The 14,198-nt window shown below is 33.6% G+C and carries 16 protein-coding genes; 4 read left to right on the top strand and 12 right to left on the bottom strand.

Translation table 11 applies throughout. From position 1 onward, the window contains the following. Position 1: 1 nt before the first annotated feature. The 5 genes from pheT to HMPREF3267_RS00985 all read right to left on the bottom strand — a co-directional run bounded on the left by pheT (position 2) and on the right by HMPREF3267_RS00985 (position 5,659). The gene (pheT, locus tag HMPREF3267_RS01005) at positions 2-2,404 is read right to left on the bottom strand and encodes a phenylalanine--tRNA ligase subunit beta (protein WP_062077502.1); all 2,403 of its coding nucleotides are present in this window, start codon (positions 2,402-2,404) and stop codon (positions 2-4) included. Continuing rightward, complete coding sequence (gene pheS / locus HMPREF3267_RS01000; protein ID WP_062077500.1) at positions 2,404-3,462, bottom strand: phenylalanine--tRNA ligase subunit alpha; 1,059 nt, start codon at positions 3,460-3,462, stop codon at positions 2,404-2,406. The genes pheT and pheS overlap by 1 nt, the downstream gene beginning before the upstream one ends. Positions 3,463-3,853: 391 nt before the next feature. Further along, on the bottom strand, positions 3,854-4,594 hold the full coding sequence (locus HMPREF3267_RS00995) for a TrmH family RNA methyltransferase (protein ID WP_062077499.1): 741 nt from the start codon (positions 4,592-4,594) through the stop codon (positions 3,854-3,856). A 254-nt stretch (positions 4,595-4,848) separates the two neighbouring features. Then, positions 4,849-5,022 carry a 50S ribosomal protein L32 gene (gene rpmF, locus HMPREF3267_RS00990; RefSeq protein WP_002435373.1) on the bottom strand — a complete coding sequence of 58 codons (174 nt, stop codon included), beginning with the start codon at positions 5,020-5,022 and terminating at the stop codon, positions 4,849-4,851. An 85-nt stretch (positions 5,023-5,107) separates the two neighbouring features. Beyond that, a complete protein-coding gene (locus tag HMPREF3267_RS00985; protein WP_002459389.1) occupies positions 5,108-5,659 on the bottom strand; it encodes a YceD family protein in 552 nt (183 codons plus the stop codon). Positions 5,660-5,785: 126 nt separating this feature from the next. Between HMPREF3267_RS00985 and HMPREF3267_RS00980 the strand changes: the two genes are divergently transcribed. Next, on the top strand, positions 5,786-6,919 hold the full coding sequence (locus HMPREF3267_RS00980) for a nucleotidyltransferase (RefSeq protein WP_062077497.1): 1,134 nt from the start codon (positions 5,786-5,788) through the stop codon (positions 6,917-6,919). A 71-nt stretch (positions 6,920-6,990) separates the two neighbouring features. Here the strand turns inward: HMPREF3267_RS00980 and coaD are convergent, their stop codons facing one another. After that, positions 6,991-7,473 (bottom strand): pantetheine-phosphate adenylyltransferase, encoded by a 483-nt coding sequence (coaD, locus tag HMPREF3267_RS00975; RefSeq protein WP_002459391.1) that lies wholly within the window; start codon positions 7,471-7,473, stop codon positions 6,991-6,993. Then, positions 7,466-8,017 (bottom strand): 16S rRNA (guanine(966)-N(2))-methyltransferase RsmD, encoded by a 552-nt coding sequence (rsmD, locus tag HMPREF3267_RS00970; protein WP_002478348.1) that lies wholly within the window; start codon positions 8,015-8,017, stop codon positions 7,466-7,468. The genes coaD and rsmD overlap by 8 nt, the downstream gene beginning before the upstream one ends. 68 nt (positions 8,018-8,085) lie before the next feature. Here rsmD and HMPREF3267_RS00965 point away from each other — a divergent pair, with 68 nt between their 5' ends. Further along, positions 8,086-8,475 carry a DUF7147 family protein gene (locus tag HMPREF3267_RS00965; RefSeq protein WP_002478349.1) on the top strand — a complete coding sequence of 130 codons (390 nt, stop codon included), beginning with the start codon at positions 8,086-8,088 and terminating at the stop codon, positions 8,473-8,475. Positions 8,476-8,491: 16 nt separating this feature from the next. Here the strand turns inward: HMPREF3267_RS00965 and HMPREF3267_RS00960 are convergent, their stop codons facing one another. After that, the gene (locus tag HMPREF3267_RS00960; RefSeq protein WP_002459394.1) at positions 8,492-8,743 is read right to left on the bottom strand and encodes a YlbG family protein; all 252 of its coding nucleotides are present in this window, start codon (positions 8,741-8,743) and stop codon (positions 8,492-8,494) included. Positions 8,744-8,901: 158 nt separating this feature from the next. Here HMPREF3267_RS00960 and HMPREF3267_RS00955 point away from each other — a divergent pair, with 158 nt between their 5' ends. Then, a complete protein-coding gene (locus tag HMPREF3267_RS00955) occupies positions 8,902-9,828 on the top strand; it encodes a glycerophosphodiester phosphodiesterase family protein (RefSeq protein ID WP_062077496.1) in 927 nt (308 codons plus the stop codon). A gap of 87 nt (positions 9,829-9,915) precedes the next feature. Here HMPREF3267_RS00955 and HMPREF3267_RS00950 read toward each other — a convergent pair whose 3' ends face one another. The 4 genes from HMPREF3267_RS00950 to cyoE all read right to left on the bottom strand — a co-directional run bounded on the left by HMPREF3267_RS00950 (position 9,916) and on the right by cyoE (position 13,007). Continuing rightward, entirely contained in the window at positions 9,916-10,350 is a 435-nt protein-coding gene (locus HMPREF3267_RS00950) for a YlbF/YmcA family competence regulator (RefSeq protein WP_037545946.1), read from the bottom strand. A 16-nt stretch (positions 10,351-10,366) separates the two neighbouring features. Then, positions 10,367-11,422, bottom strand: a complete 1,056-nt coding sequence (locus tag HMPREF3267_RS00945; RefSeq protein WP_037553653.1) for a CAP-associated domain-containing protein — start codon at positions 11,420-11,422, stop codon at positions 10,367-10,369. Positions 11,423-11,608: 186 nt separating this feature from the next. Continuing rightward, positions 11,609-12,070, bottom strand: coding sequence for a DUF420 domain-containing protein (locus tag HMPREF3267_RS00940; protein WP_002478353.1), 462 nt, complete (start codon positions 12,068-12,070; stop codon positions 11,609-11,611). Positions 12,071-12,095: 25 nt separating this feature from the next. After that, positions 12,096-13,007: a heme o synthase gene (cyoE, locus tag HMPREF3267_RS00935; RefSeq protein WP_062077494.1), complete on the bottom strand. Its 912-nt coding sequence runs from the start codon at positions 13,005-13,007 to the stop codon at positions 12,096-12,098. Between the two features lie 235 nt (positions 13,008-13,242). Here cyoE and HMPREF3267_RS00930 point away from each other — a divergent pair, with 235 nt between their 5' ends. Next, entirely contained in the window at positions 13,243-14,154 is a 912-nt protein-coding gene (locus HMPREF3267_RS00930) for a COX15/CtaA family protein (protein WP_002493108.1), read from the top strand. Positions 14,155-14,198 lie beyond the last annotated feature (44 nt).

Here is a 14,198-nt window from a genome sequence, read left to right as displayed (position 1 = left end):
ATTATCTTATTACAGCGCCTTGTGCTTGTAAAGCTGCTAAAATTTTATCATGTACTTTTGTGACACGTTCATCTGTTAATGTATTTTCTGTATCTAAATAATTCAAGCGAATCGCAATAGATTTCTTACCTTCACCTAAATGTTCCCCTTCGTAAACATCAAATACTAATGAATCTTGAAGAATATCATCACCATTACTATGGATTGTTTCTAACAACACTGATGCTGGAACATCACTTGTGACCTCTAAGGCAATATCCCTAGTCACTCCAGGGAATTTAGGGATTGGTTTATAGTTAATGTAGCCAACTGCTACTTCCATTATAGTATGATAGTTTAATTCAAATACGTATGTGCGATTTAAATCATTCTCCGCAGCTAATTGTGGATGCAATTCGCCAATAAAACCAATATCTTTACCTTGTAAAGATATGATTGCTGTTCTACCAGGATGTAACCCACTAATTTCACCGGCTTTATAACTGAACTCGAGATTTAACTTTTCCGCGACACGATCTACAACGCCTTTGGCAATATAGAAGTCAACAGCTTCTTTTTTATTTTGCCATGTATTAACTACATACTCACCAGTTAATATGCCGCTCAAATATTCTACCTCCTCTGGTAATTTACCTTCATCATTACCGAAGAAAACGCGTCCTATTTCATACAATTTGACATCTTTATTTTTACGCGCCACATTATATGCAGCTGCTTCGATTAAATGTGGTAATAAGCTTTGACGTAAAGTGGAATGTGCTTCACTCATAGGCATTAATAAGCTAATTGTTGGACGTGTTTGTAAAGCAAAATCTTTCGCATGATCTTTTGAAACAAGTGAATACGTAATTGCTTGGTCTAAACCAGCACCTTCTAATGTTTCTTTTACTATACGCGTTTTATGCTGACGATCTGTTAATTCGCCACTTGTGACATCTTCAAAAACGGGCATTGTTGATGGGATGTTGTCGTATCCGTATATTCGTGCAACTTCTTCAATCAGATCTTCTTTAATCGTAATATCTTTACGGCGTGATGGTACATTGACTGTTAATTCGTCACCATTTTGTTGTGTTTTAAAGCCTAATTGTTCAAAAATAGCTTTTATTTCACCACAAGATAAGTTAAATCCAACTGTTTTGTTTACTTTTTCAGCAGTGATTTTAATTGGTGTCACAAATGAACCTAAATTACCCGCAGACACTCGGTCTTGTAATACGTTACCATCTGCATATGTTTGAAGTAAGTAACATGCTCTATCAACAGCTTCATCGACAAATTCAGTTGCAATACCTTTTTCAAAGCGACTAGAAGCTTCACTGCGCAAGTTTAAACGACGAGATGTATGACGAATAGAAACCGGATCAAAGATAGCGCCTTCTACTACAACATTTGTTGTTGTTGCTGTAACTTCAGAAAAATCTCCACCCATGACACCTGCTAAAGCGATTGGTTCTTTGCTATTTGAAATAACAATGTCACTATTTACTAAGGTACGCTCTGTATTATCTAAGGTAGTCATAGTTTCATTTTCATTTGCTTGGCGCACAATTATTTCTTTAGAGCCAATGTGATCTTGGTCAAACATGTGTAATGGTTGACCGTATTCTAATAAGACATAATTAGAAATATCTACAACGTTATTGATTGGACGAATACCTGCTTTAATTAAGCGCGCCTGCATCCAAATTGGAGATGGGGCTATTGTCACATTTTTAACTATTCTTGCACTGTAGTATGGCACTTTTTCAGGATTATCAATAGATACTGATAACTCATTTGATGTGGATTCAGAAATTTCATCACTTTGTGTATGAGGTTTCGTCATTTTAGTTTTATATAGCGCTGCTACTTCATATGCAGTACCAATCATGCTTAATGCATCAGCTCGATTCGGTGTTAAATCAAATTCCATCACTTGGTCATTTAAGTAAAGTGCTGTTAAAGCGTCAGTCCCAGGTTCAATTGGTTCAGTAAAAACGAAAATACCATTTTCATATGCTTTTGGAACAACATTACTGGAAATACCAATTTCTTGTAATGAACAAATCATTCCTTCTGAACGTTCACCACGTAACTTAGCGCGTTTAATTTTAATGCCACCAGGTAAGCGTCCACCAACTTTAGCGACGATAACGTGTTGTCCCGCTTCGACATTAGGTGCGCCACATACAATCTGCACAGCTTCTTCTTCACCAATATCTACTTGACAAATATTTAATTTGTCTGCATTAGGATGTTTCTCCTTAGATTGGATATATCCTACAACTAAGTTCTTAATATCTTTGGTATAGTCGATTATGTCATCTACTTCAATACCTGTGCGAGTAATACGCTCTGCTAAATCTTCAATAGCTACACCTGCATCAACATAATCTTTTAACCATTCATTTGAAATCAACATTACAATTCACCTCTATCTTCTACAGCTTTAAATTGATCAAGGAATCGTACATCATTAGTATAGAAATGACGAATATCTTCAATACCATATTTTAACATCGCGATACGATCTGGCCCCATACCAAAGGCAAAGCCAGAATATACATTTGAATCAAATCCAGCCATTTCAAGTACGTTTGGATGCACCATACCAGCACCTAAAATTTCAATCCAGCCTGTATGTTTACATACGTTACAGCCTTTACCTTTACATTTAAAACAAGATACATCAACTTCAACGGATGGTTCTGTGAATGGGAAGTAACTAGGGCGAAGACGAATTTCACGTTCTGCCCCAAATAACTTTTTAGCCAATAATTCTAATGTGCCTTTTAAGTCACTCATTTTAATATGTTTATCAACGACTAACCCTTCTATTTGAGTAAATTGATGACTATGTGTTGCGTCATCTGAGTCACGTCGATATACTTTACCAGGACAAATAATTTTTACTGGGCCTACACCATTACGTTTTTCCATCGTCCGTGCTTGAACTGGAGATGTATGAGTGCGCATTAAAATATCATCTGTAATGTAGAAACTATCTTGCATATCACGCGCAGGATGTGACTTAGGTAAGTTTAATGCTTCAAAATTATAATAATCTTGTTCAACTTCATAACCGTCAACAATTTCATAACCTAAACCTAAAAATAAGTCTTCAATTTCTTCAATCGTTCTTGTTAAAGGATGTTTAGAACCTATGTTGATTTTACGACTTGGTAATGTAACATCAATCTTTTCTTCAGCAAGTTGTTGGTTCAATTTTTCATGTTTTAATAATGCTTGTTTTTCTTCTAATTCATTTTGAATGGTTTGTCTTAATTCATTTACCTTTTGACCATAGGCAGGTTTTTCTTCATTAGGTAAATCTTTCATATTTTTCATTAGAGCACTAACTGAACCTTTTTTACCTAAATATTTAACTTTTACATCTTGTAATTCGCGTTCATTTTGAGCTTCATTAATATCAACTAATGCTTGTTGTTTTAATTCCGCCATTGAATCCATCTGAGTCATATAAATGACACCTCACACTTTTTATTTTTAAACTTAGTTTTCGAGCATAAAAAAAGACTTACCTCCCTATATCTTGGGACGAAAGTCTTCCGTGGTACCACCCAAATTTATGTCATTATAAAATAAGACGCTAAGCCTTACTTTATTTTACATACACTTGTTCTGCATTGTTAACGAAGATACGCGCTCCGACTTAAATCTCTTTAAGTAACCAAAAAGATGAAAGTAACTAATCGAAATTGGAATAAGTTTCAGTCACGCTTATTCTCCCTGCACAATTCGTTCTACTAGTTAAGGTCTTTTTATTGGTTTATCATTCAATTTTATGAGTACTTGTCATCACTATACTTTATTATATACATCTAAGTATAGCCGATTTTAAACAAACGGGTCAACCTTTCAAGTGGTAAAGTAAAATACTTCCAGCAATTGCAACATTTAAACTTTCTGCTTTGCCATAAATTGGAATAATTAAATTTTTCGTCGTATGTTCTAACAACGCGTTATTTACTCCATCCCCTTCATTACCAAGTAGCAGTGCAAATGTTTCTTGGGGTTCAAGATTTTTATATGACACAGCATTTTCTAGTGCAGTACCAAATACAGGACCTTCGAACTGCTTTATAAACCCTTGTAAGTCTGCAGTCACCACAGGTATATGGAAGACACTACCTTGACTAGCTCTAAGCACTTTATCCTGATACGCATCTGCTGTTCCCTTTTCCATAACAATAAGGTCTATACCGGCAGCATCTGCTGAACGAATTAATGTTCCTAAATTGCCAGGATCTTGAATGCGGTCAATGAGTAATACTTGTTTTGCATGTGTTACATCATAGTTTGGCTTTTCAATTACTGCAAAGAATCCTTGAGGTGTAATTGTACCTGATAATGCTTCTGCCACTTTCATATTAATTTGAAATGTTTCTTCTGAATAATCTATCAATGCTTGCTCTGTTCGCTCTGGTTCAATAATAAATAATTGTTTAATCGTCAGATTACTTTGATAAGCTTCTTCAATTAAATGAATACCTTCAATGAGTGCTTGTCCCGTTTTATCACGTTCACGTTTCTTTTTAAGTTTATTTGCATTTTTAATCTTATTATTTTGTGCAGATGTAATTTGTTCCATTAAAACTCTCCAATTTTATGTGATTATGGTTGTTATATGCTTCGTCCTATATATTAGCACAACGTTGATGAACATTCAGTTACATTAATATAAAGATTGTCATTTCAATCGTATCAAATTATTTTTAAACTACGTAGTGTGATTCTGCAGTCCATTCTTGTAATGTTTGTATAAAAACGCATAAAGAAACCCAATGATTTGTTGTCATCATTGGGTTTCTTTATTATTCATATTATTTTAGCACTATGCTAAAATTATTTGCTAACAACTTCTTCACCATTGTATGAACCACAATTTTTACATACACGGTGAGATAATTTGTATTCGCCACAACTTGGGCATTCAGTCATACCAGGCACTGAAATTTTGAAGTGTGTACGACGTTTGTTTTTTCTCGTTTTAGACGTTCTTCTTTTTGGTACTGCCATGATTTATCCTCCTTAATATTAAAGCCAGTTAATTCTAAATGTCAGATTAGTTCCTAATTATACTATAACAAGACGTAATCTGCTATTACTCTTTATCATATAATTGTTGTAATTTCTGAAGCCTAGGATCAACTTGCATTGTTTCCGAAGATTTATCTTCATCACCCTTTGCAAGTTCAATCAATTGATCTTCGTCAATAACTTCCCAGCCGTTACCTTCTGTTAACATCTGATTGCTGTTATCAGAATATGCACGCATGGGTTTCTCAATTATGACTAGCTCTTCCGCAATATCTTTAATGTTTATCATACCATCAGTGGCTAGATGATAATGTTCATCAAGCTCACTTTCATCGGCATAATCATTATATCCCTCTAAATCAAATACTTCCGAAGTTGTCACATCTAGTGGCACTTCAACTGGTTCCAATGTACGTGCACATGGCATCGTATATGTCCCAGTTACATGCATATCTGCAATCACTTCATTCGACTTAACATTAAGTTGACCTTCTACATGAATCTCAGACAAATCAATAAGACCTAGCGATTCCTTTAAGTGATCAAATTTCGCTGTTTCATTAAATTCAAAGGGCTGACCTTGATATTTTCTTAATTGTGTTATTGACCATTTCATATGGCTTCACCTCTAACAAGCACAAAATTTATTTTAACTTTCTCTACAAGAGTTGTCAAGATTTTTTCTTAACATCAAAGTATCTGTTACAATACTTATGATGAATACTGAAAGGACGAATTGCAAATGAAAAGTGTTGGACTTATAACGGAATATAACCCATTTCATAATGGTCACTTGTATCATGCCCGACAATCAAAAAAACTGTCCAATGCCGATGTCACCATTGCATTGATGAGCGGACAATTTGTAATGCGTGGCGAACCAGCAATATTCAATAAGTTTATTCGTGCCGAGATGGCCTTAGAAGGCGTCGATTTAGTTGTTGAACTTCCTATAATTGGCAGTCTATCTTCATCAGATTACTTTGCTAAATACGGTATATTGCTTGCCGATTATCTAGGCATAGATACGATTTCATTTGGTAGTGAAAGTGCCAATATTGAGGCGTTGACTAAAATAGCTCAAGATATTCAACAATTTGAAACAAATCCAAAGTATAGGGCTCAAATCAATAGCGGTAAAAGTTACCCACGTGTTTTAAGTGACCATTTTAATCAACATCACATTTTACAAACTCCAAATAATATTTTAGGACTTAGTTATTTAAAAGCTATTCATAATTTTGCACCAAACATTAATGCTATGACGATTGAACGCTTAGGTACATATCATCATCAATCATCAATTGATCACCAAACATTGGCAAGTGGTAGTGCAATTCGTCACGCTTTAAATTCAAATGACGCACTTTGGAAACAAGTTGTACCAAATCACATGTGGCATCTTTATGAGCAGCCACAAATGACAAAAGAAGCATTGTTTCCTTATATTCAATATGCTTTAATTACACAATCATCGGAAGACTTAGCACAAATATACACAATCAATGAAGGCTTAGAACATCGTTTACAATCATTGATAACTAAAGCACACAATTTAGATAGTTTCATAACCCTCGTTAAAACGAAACGCTATACATACACGCACATTCAACGTGCCTTAATGAACATCGTACTCAATATACGCCAACAAGATGTTCCTACTAATATAAAAGCAGCTCGTATTTTAGGCATGACTGACAAGGGTCAACAATATTTGAAGTATCTAAAAGCACAATTTCCAGAGCGAAATTATATCACAAATATAACAAAGAAAACTGCGCCCTTTTTCACGCAAGAAATTAAAGCTACGCAACTTTATAATTTATGTACCCATAGTACTCAAAATGATTTTAACACGCCTGTTATTCGAAAATAATAACGCTATACCGATGACAACCCCTTTTGAAAGCTCGTTAAATAGTACTTTCAGAAGGGGTTGTTTACATATTATTTAAATTTTTCTTTCAATGCAGTTGCTACGTTAGGTGGTACAAAATCACTTATATTTGCTTTATATTGTGCTACTTCCTTAACAACACTTGAACTAATGAAGGAATAATTTGTACTTGTCATCATGTACATCGTTTCAACATCACTATTAAGCTTTTTGTTCATAGATGTTAATCGCAATTCATATTCAAAATCACTAACCGCACGTAAGCCTCTAATAATTGTTTTAGCACCTATTTGATCACAAAAATCAACAAGTAATCCATCAAAATGATGGACCTGAACATTAGATAAATGTTTTACAGACTCCTCAATAAGTTCAATGCGTTCATTTACCGTAAATGTGCCAGCTTTATTACTATTTTTCAACACACAAACATGTAATTCATCAAATCGTCCCGCACTACGTTCAATAATATCTAAATGTCCGTACGTGATTGGATCAAAACTTCCTGGAATAACTGCCTTTGTCTTACCCATTTTTATCTCCTTTTTCTAACAGCAACGTGTCTGTTAAACCATAATGATAGCGTTTAAGCTCTTTGAATGATTGTATAGCAATATCTTCTTGATGACTAAACTCACAGATGATGATACCACTTTCTTTTAACAAATTAAATGTTTCAATTTGAATTAAAGCTTTATCTATAAGTCCTTTATTGTATGGCGGATCTAAAAAGATATAATCAAATTGAATATCCCTTTTATTTAAAGCTTTTAATGCTCTATCTGCATTATTTTTGTATACTTCAGCTTGTTCTGTTAAGTCTAATTGTTGTAAATTCGCTTGAATTACTTTGATTGCTTTAAAATTCTGATCAACAAAGATTACTTTATCCATTCCACGTGACAAACCTTCAATACCAAGCGCACCACTTCCAGCAAATAAATCTAGTCCAAGTCCACTTACATTGTGAAGACTATTAAAAATGCCTTCTTTAACTTTATCCATTGTTGGTCTCGTGTTTCGACCTTCTAAACTTTCAAGTGCTTTACTTTTATGTTTACCAGCTATCACGCGCATGTTAATACACTTCCATTTCATCTTGTGTTTTACTATAATTTGATTAAAAAAGGAGAATTACTTAACTAATGAAACAATCATTTATCGTTCTTGGAGAAGGGTTGACTGACCTGTTTGAATTTTTAACACTGATAGATTATGACCATGCTCGTGTAGATAAAATAATGTACTTCCACACGCCAGAATCTGAAAAGCAACGATCATCTATAGCACTCGTTATGCAACCTACTGAAGGCCATCATTTTCAAGCTATGTATATCATGCTTAATGCGATGTCTTATCCTTATCCAGAAAGTAACAAAAAGTTTCAGATGATTAATGAGAAAGCTGAACAATATAATATTCAAACGATTGGTGTTGATGTTCAGCCTATCGAAGCCTTTCACGATTTAGACCTATACTTTAAATATCTAATCAGCATTTTGCGTTTACAAAATTGGATACCACCACTCCAATGATATTTAAACTATTGAATTAAAGCGTTTCGTGCTTTTCTTTTTCATATGTTTTCTTTAAGTATTTATATGGCGAAGCATCAATGTGCCGAACGTATTTCATTTGCATCAGCTTATGCACAATTACATCTGCATCAACTTCATTAATATAAATAATGACATATCTTTCTTGCTTATTTGTATGAACAATATGTCCGTATTTTCGCAGCTGTCGCTCATGTTTAATGTGTTTTAAATAAACAGTCAAACTCGTTCTAGGTATTAAGTTCATTGTTTGTCATCACTCCATTTATTTATGCATTCATTATCATATCATGTCTTAATATTTTAGAAAATAACTTCGTCCTAATACGAAATAAAGTACCTTTACTGTTACCTAATATATAAATTTGATACGCTTATATTAATACCTTTGAGGAGGCACTATATATGTCAATAAAAAATAAACGTTTAATAAACTGGGGATTAGCTGGAATAGGTATTATGAGTGGCCTATTATTCTATAAACGACAACAATCCCAACAACAGCCAAAGACGATTCCACCATTCTTCCAAGGACGTTCACCTTATATTTTTGCACATCGAGGTGGCATGGCCGTAAGACCAGAGCAAACTCAACTTGCATTTGACCATGCTGTATCTTTTGATGTAGATGGTTTCGAAACAGACGTACGCCTTACTAAAGATGAAAAACTCATTGTTTTTCATGATGCTACAGTTGATCGCACCACAAATGGTTCAGGTAAAGTAAGCGAACATACTGTAGCTGAATTAAAAAAATTGGATGCGGGTTATCATTTTACAGATATAAATGGAACCACACCTTATCGTGGTCATGAGAAAACAGCTATTCTAACATTTGATGAATTACTAAAATTATATCCAAACATGCGAATTAACGTTGATTTAAAAGATCATCCAGGGAGCTATGAAGGATCTATTGCACCACAAAAGATGTTTGACGATATTTTAAATAATCAAGCGCAAGACCGTGTATTAGTTACAAGCTTCTATAGTGAACAAATTGACAGGTTCAATAAAATAGCGCAAAATTCAGTTGCAATTGGCGCTAGTCAAAAGGAAGTCGCAGAAGGATTTTTGAAGTTCTTTAGTGGCACTGCACGTAGCTTTCACCCACAAGCAAATACTTTCCAAATGCCAACACATTTCAAAGGCATACCATTAACTTCTCGTCGCTTTATCCAGTGGTTAAATACCCTTAATATTGTACCGGGATATTACGATATTAATAGCATTGATATGATGCATGATTTATATTTAAAAGGTGCACACACACTGGTAACAGATCGGCCTGATCTTGGAAAACAATTTAAGGATTCATTAACGATAAAATAAAATATCGTGAAAAACCTTCAAATGTTTGACTGCTATAGTCTCACTTGAAGGTTTTTACTATATATGTTAATTATAATCTAATTCTACTTATAACGAGCACTTGCATGAACCTCCTGATGCACAACCATGCTCATCCGTTTGGAAAAAGGGATTTCCTGCCTCAATTTTCACATTTGCAGATACTGCATGTGCGATTTTGCTTATAAGTTCATCTATTAAATTTTGTAACTTAACTTCCTTAACTTTATAGTCCATCACAACCGGAAGCATTTCATAAGCACGTTTGCGACGCCGTGTTTCTAACATTATAGTTTGATAGTCAGGATGGTATCGGCCAAAACGCATGACTTCATCATACATATGTTTATGTTTTAAGAAAGCTTCATACATTAGATGTGCTTCATCATCACGATTTAGCTTTAATTGAGCCTCTTTAAACTGATAATATATTTCTGAATCAGTAACCATATCTGATAACTTTTCGATTTCATCTAAAATATAACCCATTTCTTCTGTGTACATCTTTGGCTTACCTCCTTTATTTATCTTCCACAAAAATAAGTGAGTAGTAATTTTTCATAACTTCTCCACCCATTTCATTGTATTTTTTATTCAATAATCTTGAGCGATGTATATCCGAATTCATCCAACTATGGATGAGTGTTGGGACATCATCAAAATCATAACCAACATTTTGACTTGTCGTTTTAAATTCAATATTTTGATTCTCTAATTGATTTCGTAACGTATCTTCAGTAAATGCTACACTATCAGAATCTGTTGCATCATATAAGTTAATTGCGGCGATATGGGCAATATCATTATTAACACGCATCGGTTTAATTCCTTTTAGTTTACGTATTTCATTAGTTATTTCATAAAGTGTCATAAGCTGATTTGGGTTTTGCTCAAAAGGAATATCTGCAGAATGCTTGATGCGAGACTTCGATGATTGTTCATCATCTTCTAAACGATAAGGTTTAAAAAGTACAAGTGCCTCTTTATCTAAATAACGTATTCCCATAATATCATTCGTTTGTTGATCAACATAAACTTGAGCATAATTTTCACCATATTTTATCAATGTTTGAGTTTTCAAATCTTCATCTGATAATTCAAAATGATATGTCCTATTATTAACTTTAAATGTTGGATCAGGGTTAATACTCGTATTCTCAAAAATTCTAGCTGCACTATCATTAATTTTTAAAGGGGCAACATTGGCATTTTCACCCGTAGCATAAACCGATTTAATACGCTTATCTCTAACTAATACAACATAATAAGCATCTTGTTGTTTAAAAACATAGTTTTTATAATGATCACTATATCGATATGACCGATCTGCCTGTCCAAACTTTTTAGTTAAATAAGAGATGTCTTTTCCTATCCAAGTGCCAATCCCTTCTTTAGGCTTAGGATTTCCATCATCTTTTTGATTGTTTTGATGTGCACTTTGATCTGAACGACTCGTATTAGTAGATTTATTTGGATTTTCTAATACATCAAATTGTAATCGAGGTGAATAAAATAAATATATTAAAAATGTTACTAACAGCACGACACCTAATATTTTCAATAATAATTTGATTATCTTTCACCTCTTACTTAATAATATATTATAAAAATTGATACTTTAAACTACAAAACATTTTATATAAGTACTTCGGCTTTTATTGTACTTTAATTTAATCGTAATATTCAATTAAGTAGATAAAAAACTGGTAAAACAACAAGTTTCACCAGTTAATAGAGCCCCTATAGCCCAGTTGTATTGAGATTATAATCCTAACGTTGCCTTAATTACCGACGTCGTCTCCCCGCCTGGATATAATACATAAAGTAGTATATACACCGTAACACCTGTAATAGCTGTCAAAAACCAAATAACAGATGCTGTAGGACCAATTTTTCTATGAATATTAAATTTATCCTTAAAAGCAGTAATAATCTGTACTAAACCACCAATACCACCTAATGTAGCTAGGTTTATGTGGAAAAATAAAAAACCTTTATAAAATGGTCGCAATGAATCGGGACCACCAAAGTCCGTATTACCTATAAACACAGTACGTGTTGCATAAATAATAAAGAACGTTAATGCGAATACAGCGGCCCATAACATTGTTTTCTTATGAGCATTTACATGCCTATGCCAAATTTGCCACCAACCGATGGCAATTAAAATGGCACTAATTACAATACAACTCGTACTAATCGTAGGTAGAATAGGTACATTCATAAATTTCATCCTTGCCTTCAGTATTTTATATCATTTTAATTAATGAAACTACAACAACCATTACGAAAAATACTACTAAATAATTGAGCGAGTATATAAACATTTTTGTAGCCCATTTTGTTTGGTCTATATCCTTTTTAAATGTTGTCAAACCAATGAAAAACCATCCTAAATTTAATAAAGTAGCTAACACAATAAATGTAGTACCTAAATTAGTGAAGAAGAATGGTAAAGGCAATAAACAAACAAGCCAAAAGAACATGCTAACACGCGTTCTTTTGATACCTTTAACGGATGGTAACATTGGAATGTTGGCTAATGCATATTCATCCTTTCTTTTAATTGCTAAAGCGTAAAAATGAATTGGTTGCCAACAAAATACCACTAAAAATAGTCCGAAAGCAGCAAGACTTAATTGTCCGTCAATAGCTGCCCATCCAATTAATGGAGGTACTGCACCAGGAAAACTACCTACTACAGTATTCCACGTTGTATGACGTTTAGACCAAATAGAATAAAATGATACATAACCAACTATACCTACAAGACCTAGCACACCAGTTGGAATATTTAATAAAAATAAACAAGCTTCCCCCACTAACATCATTCCGAAGCTTAATAGCATTAAGTTTCTATCTGAAATTCTATCATTAACGGTCGGTCGGTTTTGTTTACTTGGCATAATACAATCTATATCTTGATCGTAGTAGTTGTTTATTGCACAAGCGCCCCCCATAATCAAAGTCGACCCTATTATCATTAATATAATTTGTGGAATCGATGATAGGAAGGAATGGCTAGTCATAACGACTGCAAGCCAAGCACCCGCAAATGCAGGAATCAAATTACCTTGAACAAGACCCATTTTAATTATTTGTTGTAATTCTTTGAAAGAAACGCGACTTGAAGTGTGTGATAAAGTCTGTTCTTTATTCATATGCCCCCTCCTTAAAATTTCCATATAGTACTATGATATATTAAATATAGTAAATTGACCAGTTGAATAAAAAATTATTTGTGACACTTTATCGACATTCAAAAACTCTCTTTTTGAAAACACTATGAATGATGTATAATTGAAATAATGGCTAGAATAGAAATATGGACATTAAATTATAGTCATCCGAGGTATAATTTAGGCTAACTATTATTTAATGATGGGGTGTATAAAATTGTTTAAACAAAAAAACCTTAAATGGTTATCCGTACTAGCTGCCATAATTATGGGGTTTGTACAATTAGGTGGGGCTTTAGTAACAAAAACTGGTTCTGAAGATGGTTGTGGTGCTTCATGGCCACTATGTCACGGTGCTTTATTACCAGAAAATTTACCAATCGCAACGATTATTGAATTAAGTCACCGAGCAATGTCAGGTTTATCTCTAATCATTGTTTTATGGCTTGTTATTACAGCATGGAAAAATATTGGTTATATCAAAGAAGTGAAGCCACTATGTATTATCAGTGTCGCTTTTTTACTTGTACAAGCATTAGTGGGCGCAGCAGCCGTTATTTGGCAACAAAATTCTTATGTTTTAGCATTACACTTTGGTATTTCTTTAATTAGTTTCTCATCTGTTTTTGTCTTAATGTTGATTGTTTTTGAAGTAGACCAAAAATACGAAGCTGATGAATTATATATCAAAAAACCACTAAGAACATTAACTTGGATTATGACGATTATCGTTTATCTTACAATTTATACTGGTGCTTTAGTACGTCATACCAAAGCAAGTCTAGCTTATGGAGCGTGGCCAGTTCCATTCGATCATATTATGCCACATGGTGAACAAGAATGGGTACAATTTGTTCATAGAGGTATGGCATTGATTGCTTTTACATGGATTTTAATTACCTTTATTCATGCCGTTAAGAATTATTCAGAAAATAGAACGGTTCGTTATGGTTACACTGCAGCATTTATACTTATTATTTTACAAGTTGTGACTGGTGCACTTTCAATCATTACACACGTTAATTTAATTATAGCTTTATTCCACGCATTGTTTATTACAATACTGTTTGGTATGATTGCATACTTTATTATGTTAATGCTTCGAACAATTCGCAGCTCACATTTATAATTTTAAATAAGGGTCTGGGACATTAAGTTCTTAAACAATGTAAA

The organism is Staphylococcus sp. HMSC62D11 (assembly GCF_001839145.1).
GTDB classification, from domain to species: domain Bacteria; phylum Bacillota; class Bacilli; order Staphylococcales; family Staphylococcaceae; genus Staphylococcus; species Staphylococcus lugdunensis.
The sequence above is the reverse complement of the archived record's forward strand: the minus strand, read 5'-3'. Positions and strand labels throughout refer to the sequence as shown.